Source organism: Gallaecimonas xiamenensis 3-C-1 (genome assembly GCF_000299915.1).
GTDB lineage: Bacteria > Pseudomonadota > Gammaproteobacteria > Enterobacterales > Gallaecimonadaceae > Gallaecimonas > Gallaecimonas xiamenensis.
Genome location: NZ_AMRI01000018.1, coordinates 32,564 through 54,231, shown reverse-complemented (window position 1 = coordinate 54,231; position 21,668 = coordinate 32,564). Strand labels below are relative to the sequence as shown.

The window sequence follows — 21,668 nt, the reverse complement described above, 5'->3', positions numbered from 1 at the left end:
TTCCTTAACAAATAAAACCTCTAATAACGGGATGTTCCGACCAGCCTCGCTCTTCATCGCCACCCGCTACCTGCTGCGCGGCCAACGTGGCGGCTTTGCCAATTTCGTTAACCTCTTTGCCCTGTTCGGCGTGACCCTGGGGGTCATGGTGCTGATGGTGGTGTTGAGCGTGATGAACGGTTTCGAAAGCCAGCTCAAGACCCGGCTACTGGACAGGGTGCCGCACCTGGTGCTGAGCCAGGACCAGGGCTTTGCCGACTGGCAGCAAAGGGCGGCCCAGTTGGGCCAAAGCCCTGAGGTCAAGGCCGCCTTTCCCTATGTGGACGGGGAAGTGATGCTGCAAAGCCAGAACGGCCTGCAAGGAGGTTGGTTGCAAGGCTGGTGGCCAGGCACCGATCTCCCTGACTTGGCAAGGGCCCCCCGGGCTGGCCAGTACGAACTGGTATTGGGGGCCGGCCTGGCCCGCAAGCTGGACCTGCTGGTCGGCGACGTGGTGCGCCTTTACCTGCCGGGGCGCAGCCTCTATACCCCCCTTGGCCGGCTGCCGGCCCAGCGCCAGTTCACCGTGGTGGCGGTGGTGGATCTGGCCTCTGAACTGAACGACGTGCTGGCCATCACCCATTACAGCGACCTTCGCCGCCTTTATGGCCAGAGCCCGGAAGAGGTGAACAAGCTCAGGGTCACCCTCAAGGACCCCTTTGCAGTGCAGACCTTTGAACGCCTGGCCGCCAAGGGTGAACAGCTCTGGGATTGGCGCTCCCGCTACGGGGACTTTTTTGCCGCCGTGGCCCAGGAAAAACGCACCATGTCCACCTTGCTGGTACTGATCATCGCCGTGGCGGCCTTTAATATCCTGGCGGCCCTGGCCATGCTGGTGTCGGACAAACGCCGGGACATCGCCGTGCTGGCCGGCCTTGGCATGACCCCCAAGGCCCTCAAGCGCATCTTTGTGGCCCAAGGAATAGGCACCGGCCTGCTGGGCTCGGCCCTTGGCCTGTCCCTGGGCTTTTTGCTGACCGAACACCTGAACCTGGTGCTGGACGTGATTGGCTTGGGCGGGGTGGCCTGGGGCTATGGGCCCCAGGGGCTGCCGGTGGTGCGTGACCCGGTACAGATGGGCGTCATCGGTGCCTTTGTCATCTTGATCTGTGCCCTGGCGACCCTGGCTCCGGCCCATAGGGCCAGCCGTATCGACCCGGCCGTCGTGCTGACGGAACGCGATTAATAAGGCCTTTGGGCCACAACGAGGAACCACAGTGCTGCGTTGTCATCAACTGACCAAAATCTACCAGGACGAAGGCATGGAAACCGCCGTGCTGGGTGGGGTGAACCTGACCGTAGAGCCCGGCGAAACCCTGGCTATCGTCGGCTCGTCCGGGTCGGGTAAAAGCACCCTGTTGCACCTGATGGGCACCCTGGACCAGCCCAGCAGCGGCCAGTTGCAGTTCGAAGGCCAGGACATGCTGGCCTGGGACGAGGAAAGCCGCTGCCGCTTTCGCAACCAGAGCCTGGGGTTTGTCTACCAGTTCCACCACCTGCTACCGGAATTTTCCGCCCTGGAAAATGCCGCCATGCCGGCCCTTATCCACGGGGAAAGCCCGGCCAAGGCCAACGAGCGGGCCCGGATGCTGCTGGATAGGGTAGGGCTCAGCCACCGCCTTAATCACAGGCCCTCGGCCCTGTCTGGCGGTGAGCGCCAGCGGGTGGCCATGGCCAGGGCCCTGGTCAATTCCCCTCGCCTGGTATTGGCCGACGAACCCACCGGCAACCTGGACGAGGCCAGCGGCGAGCAGGTCTACCAGCTGATGCAGGAGCTGAACCAGGAGTTTGGCACCGCCTTTGTGGTGGTGACCCACGATAGGGGCCTGGCCGCCAAGATGAAGCGGGTGTTGGCCCTTAAAAAGGGAGTCTTGCAGGAAGCATGAGCCTGAGTCTGCATCTGGCCTGGCGGCAGTTCCGCCAGGGCCACCTCAACCGCCTGCAACGTTTCTTGCGTATTGCCGCCGTCAGCGGTGTGGCCCTGGGCTGCCTGGTGTTGGTACTGGTGCTGAGCGTGATGAACGGTTTTCAAAAGGTGCTGACCGAGCGCTTTTTGTCCCTGGTGCCCCAGGTGGAACTGATCGCCGTCAAAGGGGAACTGAAAAGGCCCAAGAGCCTCACCAGCCTGGCCGAGTCCAATGCCCAGGTGTTGGCGGTGGCGCCCTTTCGCAACATCAATGCCCTGGCGGTCAGCGGCGAACACCTCAATGCCCTGGCCTTGCGAGGCATCGACCTGGAAAAGGAAAAGCAGGTGTCGGGCATAGGCCGGCTTATCTCTGCCGAGATGACCCGTGATTTCGAGGCCAACCCCAACAGCCTTATCCTCGGCCAGGCCCTGGCCGACAAGCTCAAGGTCAAGGTGGGCCAGGAGCTGAGCATACTGGTGGCACCACCAGGCACCGGCGGCCTTTCAACGCCGCGCCGCCATCGCCTGACCCTGGTGGGGGTGGTGAAGGTGGGGGGACAGCTGGATTACAGCCTGGCCTACCTGCCCATCGCCACCGCCAACGGCTGGAAGGAAATGCAGCGCCCCGAAGGCCTGCGCCTGAAAGTGCGGGACGTCTTTGCCGCCGACCAGGTGGCAAGGGATGTGGGTTACCGGGCCCACGAAGGCCTGTACATGGACAATTGGACCCGCACCCAGGGCCACCTCTACCAGGATATCCAGATGGTCAGGGTGATCATCTACCTGGTGGTGGGCCTTATCATGCTGGTGGCCAGCTTCAATATCATTTCCCTGTTGATGGTGACGGTGCGCGAGGAAGCGCCGCAAATCGCCATGCTCAGGAGCCTGGGGGCTCGCCAAAGCACCATCACCGGCCTCTTCTTGTGGCGCGGCGGCATGCTGGGCGGCCTTGGGGTGGTGCTGGGGACAGGTCTTGGTCTGCTGCTGGCCATGGCGCTGCCGACCCTGGTGAGCGGGTGGGAACAGCTGACCGGCAGCACAGTGCTGGCCGGGGATATTTATTTCACCGACACCCTGCCCACCCAAGTCCACCTGGCCGACGCCCTGGTCACGGCGCTGTTGGCGCTGCTGGTGGCCCTGGCCGCAACCCTATACCCGGCGCTCCACGCCGCCAGGCTACAACCGGCAAGGGTGCTGTCGGGCGGCTAAGCTTGGCAGACAGGCCAATAAAAAGCCCCATCTTCGGATGGGGCTTTTTTTAACGCTCTTTGCGCTTTTGCCAACTGCGGGCCACCGAGTAGCGCCATAGCCAGGAAATACCAAAGTAGCCCACCAAGGCGGCAGTCAGAGCGCAGACGATACAGCCCAGCATAAAAGCCGGCCCTACCGACTCGAGGCTTTGCACCAACCAGTCCCAACTGGCCTCGAAGGCAAAATGGCGGGGTGGATTGCCCAGCAGCCAGGCACCGACCCGGTACACGGCGTAAAAGATGGGGGGCATGGTAATGGGGTTGGTCAGCCAGACCAGGGCAACCGACAGGGGCAGGTTGACCCTGAACATGATGGCCATACCGGCAGCCAGCAGCATCTGGAAGGGGATGGGGATAAAGGCACAAAAGAGGCCGACGGCAAAAGCACCGGCGGCGCTGCGGCGGTTGAGGCACCACAGGTTGGGTTCGTGCACCAGACTTCCGAAGATCTTCAGGTGCTTGTGGTTGCGGATCTTGGTGTGATCCGGCATGAACCGCTTTATTGTTTTCTTAGGCATGGGAACGTTTATTCACTCCAGGAAACCACATAAGGGATGCACGTTTTGCCTTTACTGACCTGGCTTTTGGGCCTGGTGACCCCTTTTCTCTGGGAACAGCTGCCAACCACAGGTACCACGGCGCTGCTCTGTGGCCTGGCGCTGCTGCTGTTGTGGTTGGGGTGGCAACGTCTGGCGGTTTTTCTGGTAGGGCTGTGCTACAGCTGTCTGTGGGGCAGCCTGACACCGGCGCCGCCGTTGCTTGCACAGGACCATAGCATAGAAGCGCGGGTTCTGGCAGCCGAGTCAGCACTTTATGTAGCAATTGAGGAACTTGATGACAAGGCGCTGGCGCCGGTCAAAGCGCGCCTTGGCTGGTACGCCGAGGAGGAGCGCCCCGAGCCTGGCCAGCGCTTTCGCGCCCAGGTGCGTCTCAAACCCCTGCATCACCGCCTTAACCCCGGCAGCAGGGCCCAGGCCCGCCGCGATGCTGCCATGGGGATCGCCTGGACCGGCTACGTGCGCCGTCTGGACAGCGTTGAGGGACAGGCCAGTTGGCAGCGCCGCTGGCACCAATACCTTGGGGAACGTTTGGCGGACTTTCGCCACCAGGGCCTGATGTTGGCCTTGCTGACCGGCGACAGGCGTGCCATCAGTGAACCGCAACGGGCCCTGCTGCAAGGCAGTGGCACCGCCCACCTGCTGGCTATCTCCGGTTTGCATGTGGCTCTGGTAGCAGGCCTTGGGCTCTGGCTTGGCCACCTGTTGCCCGGAAACGGCCGGCGCCTAGGCTGGCTGTTGGGGCTGGCCATGGCCGGTCTTTATGCTTGGCAGTCGGGGCTGGCGCCGCCGACCTTGCGGGCCCTGGTGGCGTTAAGTGCCTGGGTACTTTGGTTGGGGTGGCGCCAGCCGGTGATGGCCGGGCGCCTGTGGCTGGGGTTACTGGCCCTCTTTGGCACCCTGGACCCCTTGGTGCTGCTCGACAGCCGGCTTTGGCTGTCCTTTAGTGCCGTGGGCCTTATCCTGTTGGCCTTGTGGCGCTTTCCCAGCCGGGGCTGGCGGGCTTTGCTGGTGTTGCAGCTGGGCTTGGGGCTCTTGCTGTGGCCCTTGCAGTGGTGGCTGTTTGGCACAGTGCCGGCCTTTGGCCTGCTGGCAAACCTGGTGGCAGTGCCCCTGGTCAGCCTGGTGGTGATGCCATTGCTGCTGTTGGGTTTGGTGCTGCCCCTGGCTTGGCAGCTGGCCGATGGCGCCCTTGGCGCCTTGCTGTGGGGGCTGGCCTTTACCAACGGCAGCCTGCCCGGGCCCTGGCTGCTGTGGTTGCTGCTGTTACCGGTGGCGGCGCTGCCCTTAAGACGCCTGGCCCGGGCCATGTTGGCGCTGGCCCTGGCCGGGGCCTTGCTGTTAAGGCCCACGGCGCAGGGAGTGTGGTTTTTGGATGTGGGGCAGGGCAGTGCCACCGCCCTTATCAAAGGCCGGCAGATGCTGCTGGTAGACACCGGCCCCGGCCCCTGGGCCCTTGACGGTGCCCGCTATCTGGCGGCAAGCCGCAGCTTGGCGCTGATGGTGCTGTCCCACAGCGACCTTGACCACAGCGGCGGTGCCAGCGCTTTTAAGGTGCCGGTACTGGCCGGGCAAAGCGGCCCAGGCCAAGAGCCCTGTATCGGCGGCCAAGCGCTCCATTGGGGGGCAGAGCCGGTGGCGCTGCTGTGGCCCCCGGCAGGCTTTAAGGGCGAGGATAACGACCATTCCTGCGTGCTCTTTACCCATATCGCCGGCCACAGCCTGCTGCTGCCCGGTGATATCAGCCGGCGCAGCGAGGGGCGCCGGCCCTGGCCAAGGGCCCAGTGGCTGGCGGTGCCCCACCATGGCTCCTTGAGTTCATCGAGCCCCGATTTCATCCGCCAGGTGCAGCCCGAGCTGGCGGTTTTCTCCACCGGCAAGGGTAATGCTTTTGGCTTTCCCAAGGCGCCGGTACTGGCCCGTTACCGTGCGAGCGGGGCCCAAACCTGGGTTATTGGTGAGCAAGGGGCGCTTTTTTGTTCAGTTGAGGGTTGTCAGGGACTTAAGCGCTTTTGGTGGGAGGGCCAGGCGGTTGGCGTGGGACAACGCTAAGGCTACACTAGCGGCCTTGATTGCAATGAGCTGACAGCATGTCTGATAACGCGCCTTCCCGCCTGGGAACCTACAAACGCCTGCTCAAGTACACCATTCCCTTTCGCCTCGGCCTGGTTCTGGCCATCATCGGCATGGTGTCCAACGCAGGCTTTGAAGCGGCATTCCTCTACCTGATGGGCCCCTTCCTGGATAAATCCTTCGGGACCACAGCCGCTGCCGATAGCACCTCAGGCCTGGTCAACCCTGCCGGTGACCTCTTTATGCTGGCCCCCATAGTGGTCATCGTCCTGTTCCTGGCCCGGGGGGTCACCTCCTTTATGGCCAGCTACGGCCTGGCCTGGGTAGGCCGCCATGTGATCCGGGCGCTGCGCCAGGAACTCTTTGAAAAGATGGTGCGCTTTCCCATCAAGGAATTCGACAAGGCCACCTCTGGTAGCCTTATCTCCAAGATCACCTTCGACGTGGAGCTGGTGGCCAACTCCATCACCAAGGCGCTGCTGACGGTGGTTAAAGAAGGGGCCCTGGTCTTCTTCCTGCTCTACACCATGTTCACCTACAGCTGGGAACTGACCCTGGTGTTCTTCCTGGTGATACCGCCTATCGCCTTCTCGGTGAAAAAGGTCTCCACCCGTTTTCGTAAGCTCGGCTTGCAGATCCAGGCCGCCATGGGCCGGGTCACCGACAAGTCCGAACAGATGGTCAGCGGCAACAAGGTGATGAAGCTGTTCGGTGCCGAACAGATGGAGTCCGATCGTTTTGCCGCCATCAACAACAACAATCGTCAGCAAAATATGAAGGTGCTGGCCACCCAGGGCAGTTCCGATGCCTTTATCCAACTGCTGGCCGGTATTGGTTTGGCCATAGTGCTCTTTATGGCCGGCAAGCTGGCCGCCGAAGGCAAGCTGTCGGTGGGGGACTTTGTGGGCCTGGTGGGCGCCATGCTGGCCATGATGCGGCCTATCAAACAGCTGACCAACGTCAACTCCGAGCTGCAGCGGGGCATTGCCGCCGCCGAGTCCATCTTCGTGGTGCTGGACAAGGACATCGAAGTGGACAACGGCACTCTGACCCTGGACAGGCCCCAAGGGAGCCTGGCCTTCGAGGATGTGGTGTTCAGTTACCCGGGTAAGGACGAGCCGGCCCTCAAGGGCATCAACTTCCAGGTACCGGCCGGTAAGACGGTGGCCCTGGTGGGGCGCTCTGGTTCCGGCAAGACCACCATCAGTTCGCTATTGACCCGTTTTTACGATATCGACAGCGGCCATATCCGCCTCGACGGCCATGACCTTCGCGACTACAAGCTCAAGGACTTGCGCCGCCAATTTGCCGTGGTCAGCCAGCAGGTGTATCTCTTCAACGACACCATTGCCGCCAATATCGCCTATGGCCTGGAAGGGGATGTCAGCCGCGAGGCCATCGTCCAGGCGGCCACCACCGCTCACGCCATGGAGTTTATCGAGCGCCTGCCCGAGGGCCTGGATACCGTGATCGGTGAAAACGGCGTGATGCTGTCCGGCGGCCAGCGCCAGCGCATCGCCATCGCCCGGGCCCTGCTGCGGGACGCGCCGCTGCTGATCCTCGACGAGGCCACCTCGGCTCTGGACACCGAGTCCGAGCGCCATATCCAGGCCGGCCTCGAGGCCTTGCAGCAAAACCGCACCGCCCTGGTCATAGCCCACCGCCTGTCCACCATCGAGAAGGCCGACCAAATTCTGGTGCTGGACCATGGCACCATCATAGAGCAGGGCAACCATGAGCAACTGCTGGCCAAGGACGGCGCCTACGCCGGCCTGCACAAGATGCAGTTTGGGAGTTAAATGGATTTTTGGTACCAAAGGGCCGGCTGGCGCGCCTGGCTGCTGCTGCCCCTGACCGGCCTGTTCTGGCTGATAAGCGCCCTGCGCCGCCAGCTTTTTGCCCAGGGCCTGAAAAAGGCCTATAGGCCGCCGCTGCCGGTCATAGTCGTAGGTAATCTGTCGGTGGGGGGCAACGGCAAGACCCCTGTGGTGCTGGCCCTGGCCGAATACCTGCAACAGGCCGGCCTCAAGCCCGGCCTTATCGCCCGAGGCTACGGCGCCAAGGGGCCCTTCCCGGCCCTGGTAGCCGAAGACAGCCCCGCCACCCAGGTAGGGGACGAGGCGCGGCTGCTGGTTAAACGCAGCGGCCTGCCCATGGCGGTGGGTGGCGACCGGCGGGCGGCTATCGAGTTGCTGCTGGCCCAGCACCAGCTGGACGTCATCATCTGCGACGATGGCCTGCAGCATTACGCCCTGGCACGGGATATCGAAATCGTGGTGATGGACGGCCAGCGCCTGCTGGGTAACGGCTACCTGCTGCCCTCAGGGCCCCTGCGCGAAGGCCCCTGGCGCCTGGACGGGGTGGACTTTGTGGTGGTTAACGGCAAGGACGCGGCCGCCGGCCAGTTTGCCATGGGCCTGACCCAAAGCCTGCCGCGCCGGGTCAAAGACGACGCCCCCCTGGACTGGCAAGTGCTGGGGGACGAGGTAAGCGCTGCCGCCGGTATTGGCAACCCGGGGCGGTTTTTCGACAGCCTCGGCCAGCGCGGCCTCAAGCTCAAGCAGACCCTGGCCTTTGCCGACCATCACGGCTTTGGCCCGGAGGATTTCAAGGGGGTAGAGGGACCCCTGGTGATGACCGAGAAAGACGCGGTCAAGTGCCAGGCCTTTGCCGCCGACCATTGGTATTATGTGCCGGTAGAGGCGGCTTTTACGCCGGATCTGCGCCAGGCCGTATTGGACACCCTAAGGAGCCGTCATGGCCTTTGATAAGCGATTGCTCGACATCCTCGCCTGCCCCCTGTGCAAAGGCAAACTCAAGCTGGATGAGGAAAAACAGGAACTGTGCTGCAGCTTTGACAAGCTGGCCTACCCCATTCGTGGAGACATCCCGGTGATGCTGCCCGATGAGGCCCGCAAGCTGAGCCTGGACGAGGTGCTGCCTTGAATTTCCTGGTGGTGATCCCGGCCCGCTACGCCTCGACCCGGCTGCCGGGCAAACCGCTGCTGGCGGTGGCGGGCAAGCCCATGGTGCTGCACGTACTGGATAAGGCCCAGGCCGCCGGTGCCCAGCAGATCTGGGTGGCCACCGACGACGACAGGATACAAAAGGCGGTCCAGGACGCCGGGGGCCAGGTGATGATGACCCGTGCCGACCACGAGTCGGGCACCGATCGCCTGGCGGAAGTGGCCGAAAAACTGGGCCTGGCTGACGACACCATAGTGGTCAACGTCCAAGGAGACGAGCCCCTGGTGCCCCCGGCGGTAATAGCCCAGGTGGCCCAGTTGCTGGCCGACCACCCACAGGCGGCGGTAGCCACCCTGGCCACCCCCATCGAAGACGAGGCCGAGGCGGTCAACCCCAACGCCGTCAAGGTGGTGACCGACAAGCAGGGTTTTGCCCTCTACTTCAGCCGCGCCTCTATCCCGGCTCAGCGCAACCGCCTGCTGGCGGGGCAGGGGCCCATGCTGGAAGGGGGCCTGCTGCGCCGCCATCTGGGGATCTATGCCTACCGGGCCGGCTTTTTGCGCCGCTACACCCAGCTGGCGATCAGCTCCCTAGAGCAGCTCGAATCCTTAGAGCAGCTCAGGGTGCTGTGGCACGGTGAACGGATCATCGTTGCCGACGCCTGCCAGCTGCCGCCGGCCGGTATCGACACCCAGGCCGATCTGGACAGGGTCAACCAGCTATTGGGCCACTAAGCCTTGTAGAAAGCCGCCTAAGGGCGGCTTTTTTCATGGGGGTAGCTGATGATGTTGTGGAAGGTCACCGGCACCAGGCCGCGATTGGCGTAGCCGTGGGGCCGGTCAGCCTCAAAGCGCCGGCCCTGGCCCGCCGGCACGGCCTGCCACTGGCCGTCTGCAAAGATCTCCAGGCTGCCATCGAGGGGCACCACCTGCTCCACCACCCCTGGCCTGTGGGCTTCGGAGCGGCGTTCAAAGCCTGGTGCCAGGGTAATGGCGAACACCTCAAAACCCAATTGGGGGTCGTAGGGGAACAGGGTGGTGACCTGCATCTGGGCGGCATCGGCCAGGGGTGAGGGGCTGCCGGCCAGCAAGAAGGCCGAAAACGACAGGCCAAAACCGGTGGCCAGCTTCCAGAGGGTCGCCACCGTGGGGCTGGACTCCCCCCGCTCAATCTGCCCCAGCATGGCCTTGGACACGCCGGTCTTGTCGGCGGCCACCGTCAGGCTCCACCCCCGCTCCTGGCGGGCCGCTTTCACTCTCTGCTGTATTTGTCGGTTTAATGGATCCATGGGGAGCTTGTGCGTTATAGCGCACGGCGGTAGGCTGTGCGTTATAGCGTACAAGGGTGCCGCCGGCACCACAAGGAGGCAGTGATGACAAAAGCCCTGGCACCCAGCCACCTGGCCGCCGGCCTGGTGGCGGTATTGGTGGGGTTTACCAGCTCGGTGGCCATTATCTTCCAGGCGGCCCAGGCCGCCGGTGCCGACAGCGGCCAGATAGGCAGCTGGATCCTGGCCCTGGGCCTGGGGATGGGGCTGACCTCGGCCGGCTTTTCCCTCTGGTACAAGGTGCCGATACTGACCGCCTGGTCCACCCCGGGGGCGGCGCTGCTGGTCACCGCCCTGGCCGGGCACAGCCTGGCCGAGGCCTACGGTGCCTTTATGCTGTCGGGGCTGCTGATCCTTCTTTGCGGTGTCAGCGGCCTTTTTGCCCGGGTCATGGACAGAATTCCCCTGGCCCTGGCCAATGCCCTGTTGGCCGGTATCCTGCTGCAGTTTGGTCTGGGCCTTTTCAGCCATCTGCAGGCCAGCCCCTGGCTGGTGGGCCCCATGCTGCTTTGCTACCTGCTGGCCAAACAATGGCTGCCCCGTTACGCCATGTTGCTGGTGTTGTTGACCGGCTGCCTGGTGGCCTGGCTGCAGGGGGGCTTTGGCACTGGGGCCGTGGCCTTGGCGCTGGCCATGCCCCAATGGCAATGGCCAGCATTTTCTTGGCAGGGGGCCTTTGGGATTGCTCTGCCGCTGTTTGTGGTGACCATGGCGTCGCAAAACCTGCCGGGGGTGGCGGTGCTGCGCAGCCAAGGCTACCAGGCCCCCATCTCCCCGGTATTGACCGGCACCGGCCTTGCCAATGTGCTGCTGGCGCCCCTGGGGGGCTTCGCCTTTAACCTGGCCGCCATTACCGCTGCCATCTGTATGGGGGAGCAGGCCGACCCAGAGCCGCGCCGGCGCTACAAGGCGGCGGTGGCGGCAGGGGGCTTTTATCTGCTGGCCGGGCTCTTTGGGGCCAGCATAGTGGCGCTCTTTGCCGCCATGCCGCTGGCCCTGGTGATGGCCCTGGCTGGCCTTGCCTTGCTGGGGACCCTGGCCGCCAGCTTGAAGGGAGCACTGGCCGACCCCCATTACCTGGAACCGGCCCTGGTCACTTTTCTGGCTACCGCTTCGGGCATGACCCTATGGGGGGTGGGCAGCGCCTTTTGGGGCATGGTGCTGGGCGGCATTTGCCTGCTCTTTAAGCCCCGCTAAGGGCCTGGCCCAGGGCGGTAAAGTAGTGGGCAAAGGCCTGCTGGCAGCGGCGGCGGTGGCTGCCCTGGGGATAGGCTCCCTGGCGGGCCGCCTCGCTTTGCCGGGTTCCTGACACCAGGTAACGGTTGGATACCTCATCATCATCCTGCACGAAGGCCTCAAAGGCCCGGGCCAGCAGTTCTGTGGGCTGGCTGAAATAGGGCCTGCCCCGCCCTTTGTCCAGCGCCAGGGCCCGGGTCATATAGTCGCTGGGGCTTTGGCCGTCTTCGCTTAGCAGTACCGTCTTCAACACCCCATGGAGCAGCTGGTTGAGGGGATGGGGGCGAAAGTTGGGCCTTGCCAGCCACAGGTGTGAAGCCATGGCCCTGGGGGAAGCGTCCGGGTAGAGCTTGGTGGCCATATGATGATCAAAGGCGTGCCAGAACTCATGGGCCAGGGCGCCGCCGCCGGCGTTTTTGGCCAGGGCCAGAATACGGGTGGCAGGTTCATAGTGGGCCTGGGCACTTAGCTGGCCCCGGCTGCCGAAGGCCAGCTGCAATTGCCCCCGCAACCCCAGCACTGCTGGCGGCACCTTCAACACCCAGGCCAGGTCGGCCAAGGCGTCAAACACCAGGTTAGCCGCCAACTGCTGTTCTTCGGCGCTGACCCAGGCCCCCACCCTGACCCCGGCCAGGGCAAACTGGTCCCTGACATCGGCAAAACTGCGGTCTTCCCCGAAGCGGTAATCGGGGCCCCGCCTGAAGTAGGGTTTGTGCAGCCTGGACAGGCCCTGGTCGGTCACGTCATTGCCTTTAAGAAGCTGGCCTGGGGCCGGAGGATGAGGTGCGTCAATTTTCTGTGCTTTTTTGGCCTTTGGCAAAGCAAAGTGCCAAGCCCTTGCTATAACTAGGACAAATGTTAACAAACGCTAAACATGACATCACTGACCTTACCCGAACGCTTGACGGTGGCCCAGGTGCAACCGTTATGGGCCGACTGGCAGGCCCTGACCGAGGCCGTTATCGACATTGACGGGGCAGCAGTGACCCAGGTGGATGTGGCGGGCCTGCAATTGCTGCTATGCCTGGCCCAGGACCGCACCCTGACCTGGACTGCCTGTAGCCAGCCCCTTTACCAGAGCCTGGTACTTGCCGGTTTAGACGACGCCTTTTCTCTTCCAGCCATATAGGGACATTGCATGACCAGCATTCTTGCCGCCGACGACTCCGCCTCTATTCGGGAAATGGTGCAGTTCACCCTGGAGAGCGCCGGCTACCAGGTGCAATGCGCCGAGGACGGGGCCAAAGCTCTGGCCCTGGCCCAGACCCGCCAGTTCGATGTGGTGATCTCCGACGTCAATATGCCGAACCTGGACGGCATTGGCCTGACCAAGGCCTTGAGGGCTTTGCCGGCCTACCAGTTCACTCCCATCCTTATCCTCACCACCGAAAGCTCGCCGGAAAAGAAAGCCGAAGGCAAAGGGGCCGGCGCCACCGGCTGGATCATCAAGCCTTTCAACCCCGAAACCCTGCTCAAAACCCTGGATAAAGTGCGCTAGAGGCCATCATGGAACTGGACATGGACCGTTTCCGCCAGATCTTCTTGCAAGAGTGTGCCGAAAACCTGGCGGTGCTGGAGTCCGACTTGCTGGCCCTGGAAAGGGGCAGCGGCGACGAGGACTGTATCCACCGGGTATTCAGGGCCGCCCATTCCATCAAGGGCGGGGCCGGTACCTTTGGCCTCAAGGCCATGAGTGGCTTTACCCATCATCTAGAAACCCTCCTTGACGAGCTACGCAGCGGCAAGCGCAGCATCGACGCCAACCTGGTCAGCCTGATGCTAAAGGCCACCGACGTCATCGCCCAGATGCGCGGCGACGCCGAAGGGGGCGGTGAAGGCCAAAGCCCGGAGGCGGACGCAGTGCGGGGGCAGCTGGAAGCGGCACTGGGCATGGCGGCCGCGCCCCCGGAGCAGGCCAAGGCCAGCGCCGCCCAAGGCAGCGGCGATTGGCAGCTGGTGATGCAGCCCCACGGCGACATCTTGGCCAGCGGCAACGAACCCCTGCGCCTGCTGCGTGAGCTGGCGGCACTGGGGTTCAAGGTCATCTCGGTGTCTCTGGGAGCGCTGCACCAGGGCAACTACCAGCCGGAGCATTGCTATCTTGGCTGGACCTTGGCCGGGCCCGGCCAGATCCCCGAGGCCGATATCCGCGAGATCTTCGAATGGGTGGAAGACGAGTGCGACATTAGCCTGAGCCGCCAGGCAGGCCCCGCTGAAGCCGCCCCCCAGCCTCAGGCAGAGGCAAAGGCCCAGGTGGCCGAAGCCAAGGCGGCTCCCGAGCAAAGTATCCGCATCGATATTCGCAAGATTGACGCCCTTATCAACCTGGTAGGAGAGCTGGTGATTACCCAGTCCATGCTGGCGTCCCTAGAAGGACTGGGGGGAGAGGCCATAGAGGAGCGGTTTAGCCGGGGCTTGTCACTGCTGAAAAGCAATACCAAGGCCCTGCAGGAAAGCGTGCTGGGGATCCGCATGTTGCCCATCAGTTTTGCCTTTAACCGCTTTCCGCGCCTGGTACGGGATTTGGCCAAACAGCTAGGTAAGGACGTGGACCTTAAACTGGTGGGTGAGCAGACCGAACTGGACAAGACGGTGCTCGAGCGCATCGGTGACCCCTTGGTGCACATGGTGCGAAACGCCCTGGACCACGGCATAGAACAGCCAGGCCAGCGCCGTCAGGCCGGTAAGAACCCCAAAGGTACCCTGACCCTGTCCGCCTGCCACGAAGGAGGCAATGTGGTCATCGACATCCGCGACGACGGCGCCGGCCTTAACAAGGAAAAGCTCTGGCAAAAAGCCTGCGAAAAGGGTCTGCCCCTGACCCAGGAGCACAAGCTCGAAGAGCTCAGTGACGGTCAGGTTTACGACCTTATCTTCGCCCCCGGTTTTTCCACGGCTGCGGCGGTGTCGGACCTGTCCGGCCGTGGTGTGGGCATGGACGTGGTCAAACGCAACATCAGCGAGCTGGGGGGCAGCGTCGAGATCCAGTCCCAACTGGGGCGCGGCACCCTGTTTCGCATCCGCCTGCCCCTGACCATGGCGATATTGGACGGCCAACTGGTGGCGGTGGGGGACGAGCTGTTCGTCATTCCCCTTATCAATATCGTCGAGTCCCTCAAAGTGGAACCCGACTGCCTGCTCAAGGCCGGCGGTGGGGTGGTGTTCTACCAGCTCAGGCAGGAAATGCTGCCGGTGATCTGGCTGGCCGAGTTACTGGGCACCCAAGGGGAGCCCGGGCCGCTGCCACTGCTCTGTGTGGTCGAAGCGGCGGGGCGCAAGCTGGGGCTGGTGGTGGACGCCCTGTTGGCCCAGCAGCAGGTGGTGATCAAGTCCCTGGAGCAGAACTTTCGGCGCCTGCCGGGGATCTCCGGGGCCACCATACTGGGGGACGGCCAAGTCTGCCTTATCCTCGACGTGCCCGGCCTGGTATCCCGCCAGGTGGGCCGGGACAGCGACAGCGCGGCGGTCAGCGCCGCCTAGGAGCCAACAATGGAATGCCTCACTTTCCTGCTGGGAAAAGAGCGTTTTGCGGTGGATATCCTCAGGGTCCGGGAGATCAGGGTCTGGTCCCCTCCCACCCGGCTACCGGCTGTACCTGCCTACGTCAGCGGCGTCATTAACCTGCGCGGCATGATAGTGCCCATCCTTGACCTGCGCCAACGCTTTGGCCTGGGAGAGCGCCAGTACGACGCCAACACCGTCACCCTGATCCTTGGCAACGGCGAAGAACGGCTGATGGGCCTGGTGGTGGATGCCGTGGCCGACGTCTTGGCCCTGGCTGACCAGGACAGGGTCGCCACCCGCCTGGGCCACAGCGCCGTGCTGCCCTTTTTGCAATACCTGGTGCGCCACCAAAAACAGGTGGTGGCGGTGCTGGACGTGGACGCCCTGATGGACCTGGACAAGGTACCCAACCTGGAGGACGGCCATGCTGCATGACCTGTTGACCTTCCACTGCGCCAACGACTGCTTTGCCCTGCCCATCGACGTGGTGCGGGAGATCCGTGGTTGGCAAAAGACCCGCAAGGTGCCGGACGCACCGCCCCATCTGCTGGGACTGGTGATGCTAAGAGACAACTCCATGCCGGTGCTGGATCTGGGCCGGCGCCTGGGCCTTGGCGCCACCAAGGTCGAGGCCACCACAGTGGTGATCGTAGTGCAGCAGGGCCAGGGTCCTGCCCTTGGCCTGGTGGTGGATGCCGTGGCCGACGTGTTGCAAGTCAGCGAGGGTGATCTTAAGCCTGCGCCGCAAATGGGCCAGTGCCTGGCCCAGGGCGCCGTCAAGGGCGTGCTGGGCCGGGGCGACGAGATGCTGCTGTTGTTAGACGTAGAGCACCTATTTGATTTTGATGAAATTTTTAGCCTGGTAGACAGCGCTTTCTCAAAGGAGGAGAGCCACTCATGTCCGTAACTACTTCGATGCGTAAACTGGGGCAACTCTTTTCAAGGCAAAGCGGCCGGCTGGGACTGCGCCGGGACGACGACAAGGGCATCAGCAAGGCCCACCTCAAGGCGGCCCTGGACTCGACCCAGACCGCCATGATGATTGTCGACCGGGATCTGCTGATTACCTACGTCAACCACCAGAGCCTGGTGCTGTTCAAGAACAACGAGGCGGTCTTTCGCAGCATTTGGCCCGAGTTCAAAGCCAGCAGCGACTACCTGATGGGTCGTTGTATCGACGGCTTCCACAAAGACCCGAGCCACCAGCGCAAATTGCTGGGAGACCCGAAGAACCTGCCTTACCAGACCGACATCACCATAGGCCCCCTCAAGCTGGAACTGACGGTGGGGGCCATCATGGACGCCGAAGGCCGCTATGTGGGGTCCAGCCTGGAGTGGGCCGATGTGACCGCCCTTCGCCAGCAGGAGGCCGACATCGCCCGGCTGCACTCGACGGTGGACCAAATTCAGACCGCCATCGTCACCATCGACCGGGATTTTCTTATCACTTACGTCAACCAGGCGTCCCTTAACCTGTTCCAGAAACACCAGGGGGCCTTTCGCCAGGTCTGGCCTAATTTTGCCGCCGAGGAAAATTGGCTGCTGGGGCGCTGCATCGACGAGTTCCACCAAAAACCCGAGCACCAGCGCAAGATGCTGGCGGACACCTCCAAGCTCCCATACAGCACCGATATCCGCATCGGTGAGGTGATCATCGAGCTGAACGTGTCCTCCATCCTCGACGGTAAGGGCGGTTATATCGGTAACACCCTGGAATGGCGGGACGTCACCGACGAGCGGGCTCGCCAGCTGGAAGTGGGCCGGCTCACCTCGGCGGTGATGGGCATGACCACCAACCTGATGATGGCGGACCTGGACGGGCGCATCGTCTACATGAACCCCTCCCTGGTCAAACTCCTTAAAAGCCGCGAGCGGGCCCTGGCCGATATCTTCCCTGGGTTCCAGGTGGACAAGCTGCTGGGGGAAAACATCGACCGCTTCCACAAGCAGCCCAGCCACCAAAGGGGCATCATCGGCAACCCGGACCGGCTGCCCCACACCGCCCAGATAGCGGTGGGGGAGCTGGAATTCGAGCTTATCGTCATCGCCATGCGTGACCATCAGGGCAAACACATCGGGACCGCCGTACAGTGGCTGGACATCACCGAAGTGCAAGATGCCCAGCGCCAGGTGGCCAGCCTGATCGCCAAGGCCACCGACGGCCAATTGGGCGAGCGCATCGACGTCAGCCGTTACCAGGGCTTTATGCGGAACCTGGGGGAAGGCATCAACAGTCTGCTTGAGGCCATAGTGCACCCCATAGACCAGAGCATCAGGGTGATGAGCGCCATGGCCAAGGGAGATCTCAATAGCGGCATGTCCGACGCCTTCGGCGGCGAGTTCGGCCGCCTGGCCAGCGCCGTCAACACCAGCATCGAAAACCTGCGGGACATGGTGGCGCAGATCAACACCGCCGCCGCCAAGGTCACCAACGCTTCCACCGAGATTGCCCAGGGCAACAACGACCTGTCCCAGCGCACCGAGGAGCAGGCCTCCAGCCTGGAAGAAACCGCCGCCAGCATGGAAGAGTTGTCGGCCCAGGTGAAAAGCAGCGCCGACAATGCCCGTCAGGCCAGCCGCCAGGCCCAGGACGCCATGGACAGGGCCAGGGACGGTGGCCAGGTGGTCACCCAGGCGGTGGACGCCATGACCGAGATCGAAAGCGCCAGCCGCAAGATCGCCGACATCATCGGTGTCATCGACGAAATCGCCTTCCAGACCAACCTGTTGGCCCTTAACGCCGCCGTCGAAGCGGCTAGGGCCGGTGAACAGGGCCGGGGTTTTGCGGTGGTGGCCTCGGAAGTCCGCAACCTGGCCCAGCGTAGCGCCGGGGCGGCCAAGGAGATCAAGGCCCTTATCCAGGACTCGGTAGCCAAGGTGTCCCAGGGCTCCAAGCTGGTGGGTGACTCTGGCCATCGCCTCAGCGAGATAGTGGCCTCGGTGGAAGAGGTGACCAAGTTGATGAAGGAAATCGACATGGCCAGCCAGGAGCAGGCCACCGGCATAGACGAAGTCAGCCGCGCCGTCACCCAGATGGACGAGATGACCCAGCAGAACGCCGCCCTGGTGGAAGAGGCCGCTGCGTCCTCCGAGTCCTTGCTGGACGAAGCCCGCCAGTTGGTGCAGCTGATGGCCTTTTTCAATGGTGAAATGGTGACCCAGACCGAGCCGGCCCAGGCGGCCCGCAAGGCCGCTCCCAAAGCGATAGCCAAGGCGGCGCCCCGCAAGGCGGCCAAGGGCTCGTTGGCCGATGAGGGCGAAGAATGGGAAGCCTTTTAAATCCGCCGGACGGCTTTGTCTTTACCGGCCAGGATTTTGCCTACATCAAGGACAGGATCTTCGCCCTGGCCGGTATCCGGCTGTCGGACCAAAAGGACAAGATGGTCTACAGCCGCCTGAGCCGGCGGATCCGCGAGCTGGGGCTGGGGGACTTTGCCCAGTACTGCCTGCGCCTGGAACACGACAGGGACGAGCAAATCCAGTTCATCAATGCCCTGACCACCAACAAGACCCAGTTCTTTAGGGAAGGGCACCACTTCGATTTCTTGGCGGCCATTGCCGAGGATCATCCGGCGCCACTGCGCATTTGGTCTTCGGCCTGTTCCACCGGTGAAGAGCCTTATTCCATCGCCGCCCAATTGGTCAGCCTGGGGCGGAGGGAAGACCGGATCTTGGCCACCGATCTCAACACCCAGGTGCTGGCCACTGCCCAAAGCGGGCTTTACGACGTCAACGAGGCGGCGTCCATCCCGCCGGGAATACTGGCCGACACCTTTCTCAAGGGCCGGGGGGACCAGGCCGGCTGGATGCGTCCCTGCCGCCAGGTCCGCGACAGGGTGACCTTTCGCCAGCTCAACCTCATTGGCCCCTGGCCCTTTCGCCACAAGTTCAACCTGATTTTTTGCCGTAACGTGATGATTTACTTCGACAGGCCCACCCAGGCGACGTTAATAGAGCGCTTTTACCAGCAGTTGGAGGACGGGGGCTTTTTGCTGCTGGGCCATGCCGAAGGATTGGACAAGCACCAGCAGGGTTTTGTGTCCCTGGGCAAGACCATTTACCAGAAGGTGGCCGTTTGACCCTGGCCAGCAGCTGTTTTTTCGACCCGACCCGTGGCCGCACCCTGGTCAAGGTGTTGCCCGGCGAATACTACGTGACCGCCGGCCAGGAGCTGATCGGCACCACTTTGGGGTCCTGCGTCTGTGCCTGTCTCTGGGACGGGGAAGCCGGGGTAGGGGGGCTTAACCACTTTATGCTGCCGGAGGCAAAAGGGGGCCTTGGGCCCCTTTCCCAGGCCAACCGGTATGGAACCCATGCCATGGAAAGCCTGGTCAACGGCCTGCTGGCCCTGGGAGCCAGGCGTGACAGGTTGCAGGCCAAGCTTTTTGGCGGCGGCCAGATCTACGGTGAAGGGCGCATCGGCGATCAGAACATCGCTTTTGTGGAGGCCTTTGTGGCCAAAGAGGGTATCAGGGTATTGGCTCGTTCCCTTGGTGGCCAGCAGGCGCGCAAAGTGCTGTTCGAGCCCTGCGACGGCCGGGCCTGGGTCAAGCACCTAAGGAAACTGGCCAACGACACCCTGGTACTGAGGGAAGACCAGCTGGCCCGGCAGCTGGCCATCAAGGAAGACGGCAAGGTGGAGCTATTTCGATGATTAAAGCGCTGGTGGTGGACGACTCGGCCCTGATGCGGGCCCTGATTGGCGACATCCTCAATAAGGATCCGGGTATCACAGTGGTGGGAGAAGCGGCGGACCCTTTCGAAGCCAGGGAAGCCATCAAGGCCCTCAAGCCCGATGTGCTGACCCTGGATATCGAGATGCCCAAGATGAACGGCCTGACCTTCCTGAAAAACCTGATGCGCCTGCATCCGCTGCCGGTGGTGATGGTCTCCACCCTTACCCAGCACGGCGCCGATGTTACCCTCGAAGCCCTGGAGCTGGGGGCGGTGGACTACGTACCCAAACCGTCCGGCGGGGCTACCGCTGCTCTGGTGGCCTATGGGGAGCTGCTGCGGGAAAAGGTCAAGGTCGCGGCGGGGGCCAACCTGCAGCAGCGCCAGGCCCTGCCCAGCCACCCGGCATTCGGGGTCAACCCCCGCAAGCTCGAAGCCATATTGATTGGCGCCAGCACCGGCGGCACCGAGGCGGTCAAACGGGTGCTATGCCAGTGGCCGGCGCTGATGCCGCCGATCCTGGTGGTGCAGCACATCAGGCCCTTTTTCTCCAGCGCCTTTACCCGCCACCTCAACAGCCTCACCCCCCTGGATGTGCAGGAGCTGACCAAGGACACCCCAATCAAACCGGGGCAGGTTTGGGTAGCGCCCGGCGACCGGCACATGCGCCTGGTACGCCGCAGCGGCGCCCTTTGGGCCCAGGCCTTTGACGATGAGCCGGTGGGCCGGCACAGGCCGGCGGTGGACGTATTGTTTTCATCGGCGGCCGAGACCGGCTGCGGCCGCATGTTGGCCATGTTGCTGACCGGCATGGGCAAGGACGGGGCCGAGGGTATGGTCAAACTGGCCGCAGGAGGTGCCACCAACTGGGTCCAGGACCAGGCCAGCTCGGTGGTGTGGGGCATGCCAAGGGCGGCCTGGGAAGCGGGAGCCGCCAGCGGCCAGTATTCCTTGGACCAACTGGCCGCCAAGGCCCTGAAGTTGCTGGCCTCCTAGAACAGCTCCACGTCGTCGTCTTCGACCACCGGGGCTGCCGGGCCCTGGCTTTCCAGCACCATGGTGGCCTGGGCCGTTTCCAGCATGGCCTTAAGGCGCACTTCCAGCTCCCGCAAGTCCCCTTCGGTGGCCCTCAGGGTGTCGGCCCCCTGATCGATGAGGTTGGTGAAAAAGGCTTCCTGCTGCTCGTTCAGTTCCAGCAGGTGAAAACTCATGCGGATCTCGTTGTTGAGGTTGGTGATCAGCCCCTCCAGGCGCTGGTCATACTGGCGTATGGTGTTGGCCAGGTCCCCCATTGAGCCCTGTAGGGTGTCTACCAGGCCGCGCATGGTGTCCTGGCGGTGCAGATCCCGCCACTTGGCCTCCATGCCTTCTACCAGCACCGCCACCACGTCCCTGAGTTTGCCCGCTTCTACTGCATCGGTGGGCATATCTTTGACCAGGAAGGACAAATGCTGGTCGTTGACCATCAGCCGGGAGCCGAAGGGATAAAGGCGGCCCTGGTGGATAAGCAGGCTGTAGATGTTGGCCTCGATGGGGCTGACCGGCTGGCCGCCGGGGCCATGGCAGCGCAGCCCCTGGTGGTGGAAGCAAAGGCTGGCCTTGAATTGAAAGAAGTCGGCGGCGGCAAAGAACAGCGCGGCCAACTGCTCCTCGCTCTGGCAGGCCATGAGGTTTTTCAAAAACTGGGTGATAAAGCCGTACTGGGAAGCCTCCTTCATGGAGGCAAAAGCCATGGCCCTTGAGCGGGCTTCCTTTTCGCTAAGCTGCTGTTTGCTGGCTAAAAACTGGCTGCAATGGTTAAGCCTGGCCAAAAACTCGGCCATGGCGAAGGGCTTGGCGATAAAGTCGGCAGCCCCGGCCTGCCAGGCCCTGAGGCGCTCGTCCAGGGTGTTGTGGCCGGAGACGAAGATAATGGCCCTGTCGTCTCGCACCAGATCCTGGGACAGGCTGATGCCGTCCCTGTCCGGCAGTTCCAGGTCCAGTAGTATGATGCTGGGGTCCTTGTCCTCTAGGTAGCGAAGGGCCTCGCCGGCGTCGGCGGCGGTGCCCAACTGGCTGACCTCGCCGTCGAGCATGTCGCTGATGAGCTGGCGGTATTGGGGGTCGTCGTCCACTACGAGCACATGATTGTCCAT

22 protein-coding genes are annotated in these 21,668 nt (G+C 63.1%); 18 read left to right on the top strand and 4 right to left on the bottom strand.

Going from position 1 to position 21,668, the window contains the following annotated elements; genetic code table 11:
• Window positions 1–31 precede the first annotated feature (31 nt).
• Genes B3C1_RS12965 through B3C1_RS12955 form a run of 3 tightly spaced genes read left to right on the top strand, consistent with a single transcriptional unit; the run spans window position 32 to window position 3,154 of the window.
• A complete protein-coding gene (locus tag B3C1_RS12965) occupies window positions 32–1,225 on the top strand; it encodes an ABC transporter permease (RefSeq protein ID WP_008485341.1) in 1,194 nt (397 codons plus the stop codon).
• A gap of 31 nt (window positions 1,226–1,256) precedes the next feature.
• Window positions 1,257–1,925 carry a lipoprotein-releasing ABC transporter ATP-binding protein LolD gene (gene lolD, locus B3C1_RS12960; protein ID WP_008485340.1) on the top strand — a complete coding sequence of 223 codons (669 nt, stop codon included), beginning with the start codon at window positions 1,257–1,259 and terminating at the stop codon, window positions 1,923–1,925.
• Window positions 1,922–3,154 (top strand): FtsX-like permease family protein, encoded by a 1,233-nt coding sequence (locus B3C1_RS12955; protein ID WP_008485339.1) that lies wholly within the window; start codon window positions 1,922–1,924, stop codon window positions 3,152–3,154. Before lolD ends, B3C1_RS12955 begins: the two co-directional genes overlap by 4 nt.
• 49 nt (window positions 3,155–3,203) lie before the next feature.
• Here the strand turns inward: B3C1_RS12955 and B3C1_RS12950 are convergent, their stop codons facing one another.
• A complete protein-coding gene (locus B3C1_RS12950) occupies window positions 3,204–3,686 on the bottom strand; it encodes a DUF2062 domain-containing protein (protein ID WP_336391124.1) in 483 nt (160 codons plus the stop codon).
• A gap of 72 nt (window positions 3,687–3,758) precedes the next feature.
• On the opposite strand from B3C1_RS12950, the gene B3C1_RS12945 reads away from it, so the two are divergent.
• Genes B3C1_RS12945 through kdsB form a run of 5 tightly spaced genes read left to right on the top strand, consistent with a single transcriptional unit; the run spans window position 3,759 to window position 9,526 of the window.
• Window positions 3,759–5,804, top strand: coding sequence for a DNA internalization-related competence protein ComEC/Rec2 (locus tag B3C1_RS12945; RefSeq protein WP_192813379.1), 2,046 nt, complete (start codon window positions 3,759–3,761; stop codon window positions 5,802–5,804).
• Between the two features lie 38 nt (window positions 5,805–5,842).
• Entirely contained in the window at window positions 5,843–7,624 is a 1,782-nt protein-coding gene (msbA, locus tag B3C1_RS12940; RefSeq protein ID WP_008485335.1) for a lipid A export permease/ATP-binding protein MsbA, read from the top strand.
• Complete coding sequence (gene lpxK, locus B3C1_RS12935) at window positions 7,625–8,593, top strand: tetraacyldisaccharide 4'-kinase (protein ID WP_008485334.1); 969 nt, start codon at window positions 7,625–7,627, stop codon at window positions 8,591–8,593.
• The gene (locus B3C1_RS12930; RefSeq protein WP_008485333.1) at window positions 8,583–8,771 is read left to right on the top strand and encodes a Trm112 family protein; all 189 of its coding nucleotides are present in this window, start codon (window positions 8,583–8,585) and stop codon (window positions 8,769–8,771) included. Before lpxK ends, B3C1_RS12930 begins: the two co-directional genes overlap by 11 nt.
• Complete coding sequence (kdsB, locus tag B3C1_RS12925) at window positions 8,768–9,526, top strand: 3-deoxy-manno-octulosonate cytidylyltransferase (RefSeq protein ID WP_008485332.1); 759 nt, start codon at window positions 8,768–8,770, stop codon at window positions 9,524–9,526. The genes B3C1_RS12930 and kdsB overlap by 4 nt, the downstream gene beginning before the upstream one ends.
• A 17-nt stretch (window positions 9,527–9,543) precedes the next feature.
• Here the strand turns inward: kdsB and B3C1_RS12920 are convergent, their stop codons facing one another.
• Window positions 9,544–10,080: a helix-turn-helix domain-containing protein gene (locus B3C1_RS12920; protein ID WP_035482112.1), complete on the bottom strand. Its 537-nt coding sequence runs from the start codon at window positions 10,078–10,080 to the stop codon at window positions 9,544–9,546.
• An 84-nt stretch (window positions 10,081–10,164) separates the two neighbouring features.
• On the opposite strand from B3C1_RS12920, the gene B3C1_RS12915 reads away from it, so the two are divergent.
• Window positions 10,165–11,316, top strand: a complete 1,152-nt coding sequence (locus B3C1_RS12915) for a benzoate/H(+) symporter BenE family transporter (protein ID WP_008485330.1) — start codon at window positions 10,165–10,167, stop codon at window positions 11,314–11,316.
• Here the strand turns inward: B3C1_RS12915 and B3C1_RS12910 are convergent.
• Entirely contained in the window at window positions 11,303–12,097 is a 795-nt protein-coding gene (locus B3C1_RS12910; RefSeq protein ID WP_008485329.1) for a CLCA_X family protein, read from the bottom strand. The two genes, B3C1_RS12915 and B3C1_RS12910, sit on opposite strands and share 14 nt — an antisense overlap.
• A 132-nt stretch (window positions 12,098–12,229) precedes the next feature.
• Here B3C1_RS12910 and B3C1_RS12905 point away from each other — a divergent pair, with 132 nt between their 5' ends.
• From B3C1_RS12905 to B3C1_RS12865, 9 genes are read left to right on the top strand one after another with little or no spacing between them, the layout of a single operon-like run.
• Complete coding sequence (locus B3C1_RS12905; RefSeq protein WP_008485327.1) at window positions 12,230–12,484, top strand: STAS domain-containing protein; 255 nt, start codon at window positions 12,230–12,232, stop codon at window positions 12,482–12,484.
• A 9-nt stretch (window positions 12,485–12,493) separates the two neighbouring features.
• Entirely contained in the window at window positions 12,494–12,853 is a 360-nt protein-coding gene (locus B3C1_RS12900) for a response regulator (protein WP_008485326.1), read from the top strand.
• A gap of 8 nt (window positions 12,854–12,861) precedes the next feature.
• Window positions 12,862–14,835: a chemotaxis protein CheA gene (locus B3C1_RS12895; protein ID WP_008485325.1), complete on the top strand. Its 1,974-nt coding sequence runs from the start codon at window positions 12,862–12,864 to the stop codon at window positions 14,833–14,835.
• A 9-nt stretch (window positions 14,836–14,844) separates the two neighbouring features.
• On the top strand, window positions 14,845–15,294 hold the full coding sequence (locus tag B3C1_RS12890) for a chemotaxis protein CheW (protein WP_008485324.1): 450 nt from the start codon (window positions 14,845–14,847) through the stop codon (window positions 15,292–15,294).
• Window positions 15,284–15,766 carry a chemotaxis protein CheW gene (locus tag B3C1_RS12885; RefSeq protein ID WP_008485323.1) on the top strand — a complete coding sequence of 161 codons (483 nt, stop codon included), beginning with the start codon at window positions 15,284–15,286 and terminating at the stop codon, window positions 15,764–15,766. Before B3C1_RS12890 ends, B3C1_RS12885 begins: the two co-directional genes overlap by 11 nt.
• A complete protein-coding gene (gene aer2, locus B3C1_RS12880; RefSeq protein WP_008485322.1) occupies window positions 15,757–18,138 on the top strand; it encodes an aerotaxis transducer Aer2 in 2,382 nt (793 codons plus the stop codon). Before B3C1_RS12885 ends, aer2 begins: the two co-directional genes overlap by 10 nt.
• Window positions 18,123–18,938: a CheR family methyltransferase gene (locus B3C1_RS12875; protein WP_008485321.1), complete on the top strand. Its 816-nt coding sequence runs from the start codon at window positions 18,123–18,125 to the stop codon at window positions 18,936–18,938. Before aer2 ends, B3C1_RS12875 begins: the two co-directional genes overlap by 16 nt.
• Window positions 18,935–19,513 (top strand): chemoreceptor glutamine deamidase CheD, encoded by a 579-nt coding sequence (locus tag B3C1_RS12870; RefSeq protein ID WP_008485320.1) that lies wholly within the window; start codon window positions 18,935–18,937, stop codon window positions 19,511–19,513. Before B3C1_RS12875 ends, B3C1_RS12870 begins: the two co-directional genes overlap by 4 nt.
• Window positions 19,510–20,529 carry a protein-glutamate methylesterase/protein-glutamine glutaminase gene (locus B3C1_RS12865; RefSeq protein WP_008485319.1) on the top strand — a complete coding sequence of 340 codons (1,020 nt, stop codon included), beginning with the start codon at window positions 19,510–19,512 and terminating at the stop codon, window positions 20,527–20,529. The genes B3C1_RS12870 and B3C1_RS12865 overlap by 4 nt, the downstream gene beginning before the upstream one ends.
• Here B3C1_RS12865 and B3C1_RS12860 read toward each other — a convergent pair.
• Window positions 20,526–21,668 carry a response regulator gene (locus tag B3C1_RS12860; RefSeq protein WP_008485318.1) on the bottom strand — a complete coding sequence of 381 codons (1,143 nt, stop codon included), beginning with the start codon at window positions 21,666–21,668 and terminating at the stop codon, window positions 20,526–20,528. The genes B3C1_RS12865 and B3C1_RS12860 overlap by 4 nt on opposite strands.

What these genes read in the sequence shown, in the direction of transcription:
- B3C1_RS12965 (WP_008485341.1), top strand. Translation starts at nt 32, where the DNA reads ATGTTCCGACCAGCCTCGCTCTTCATCGCCACCCGCTACCTGCTGCGC.
- B3C1_RS12955 (WP_008485339.1), top strand. Translation starts at nt 1,922, where the DNA reads ATGAGCCTGAGTCTGCATCTGGCCTGGCGGCAGTTCCGCCAGGGCCAC.
- B3C1_RS12950 (WP_336391124.1), bottom strand. Translation starts at nt 3,686, where the DNA reads ATGCCGGATCACACCAAGATCCGCAACCACAAGCACCTGAAGATCTTC.
- msbA (WP_008485335.1), top strand. Translation starts at nt 5,843, where the DNA reads ATGTCTGATAACGCGCCTTCCCGCCTGGGAACCTACAAACGCCTGCTC.
- lpxK (WP_008485334.1), top strand. Translation starts at nt 7,625, where the DNA reads ATGGATTTTTGGTACCAAAGGGCCGGCTGGCGCGCCTGGCTGCTGCTG.
- B3C1_RS12930 (WP_008485333.1), top strand. Translation starts at nt 8,583, where the DNA reads ATGGCCTTTGATAAGCGATTGCTCGACATCCTCGCCTGCCCCCTGTGC.
- B3C1_RS12920 (WP_035482112.1), bottom strand. Translation starts at nt 10,080, where the DNA reads ATGGATCCATTAAACCGACAAATACAGCAGAGAGTGAAAGCGGCCCGC.
- B3C1_RS12915 (WP_008485330.1), top strand. Translation starts at nt 10,165, where the DNA reads ATGACAAAAGCCCTGGCACCCAGCCACCTGGCCGCCGGCCTGGTGGCG.
- B3C1_RS12905 (WP_008485327.1), top strand. Translation starts at nt 12,230, where the DNA reads ATGACATCACTGACCTTACCCGAACGCTTGACGGTGGCCCAGGTGCAA.
- B3C1_RS12900 (WP_008485326.1), top strand. Translation starts at nt 12,494, where the DNA reads ATGACCAGCATTCTTGCCGCCGACGACTCCGCCTCTATTCGGGAAATG.
- B3C1_RS12895 (WP_008485325.1), top strand. Translation starts at nt 12,862, where the DNA reads ATGGAACTGGACATGGACCGTTTCCGCCAGATCTTCTTGCAAGAGTGT.
- B3C1_RS12890 (WP_008485324.1), top strand. Translation starts at nt 14,845, where the DNA reads ATGGAATGCCTCACTTTCCTGCTGGGAAAAGAGCGTTTTGCGGTGGAT.
- B3C1_RS12885 (WP_008485323.1), top strand. Translation starts at nt 15,284, where the DNA reads ATGCTGCATGACCTGTTGACCTTCCACTGCGCCAACGACTGCTTTGCC.
- aer2 (WP_008485322.1), top strand. Translation starts at nt 15,757, where the DNA reads ATGTCCGTAACTACTTCGATGCGTAAACTGGGGCAACTCTTTTCAAGG.
- B3C1_RS12875 (WP_008485321.1), top strand. Translation starts at nt 18,123, where the DNA reads ATGGGAAGCCTTTTAAATCCGCCGGACGGCTTTGTCTTTACCGGCCAG.
- B3C1_RS12865 (WP_008485319.1), top strand. Translation starts at nt 19,510, where the DNA reads ATGATTAAAGCGCTGGTGGTGGACGACTCGGCCCTGATGCGGGCCCTG.
- B3C1_RS12860 (WP_008485318.1), bottom strand. Translation starts at nt 21,668, where the DNA reads ATGGACAATCATGTGCTCGTAGTGGACGACGACCCCCAATACCGCCAG.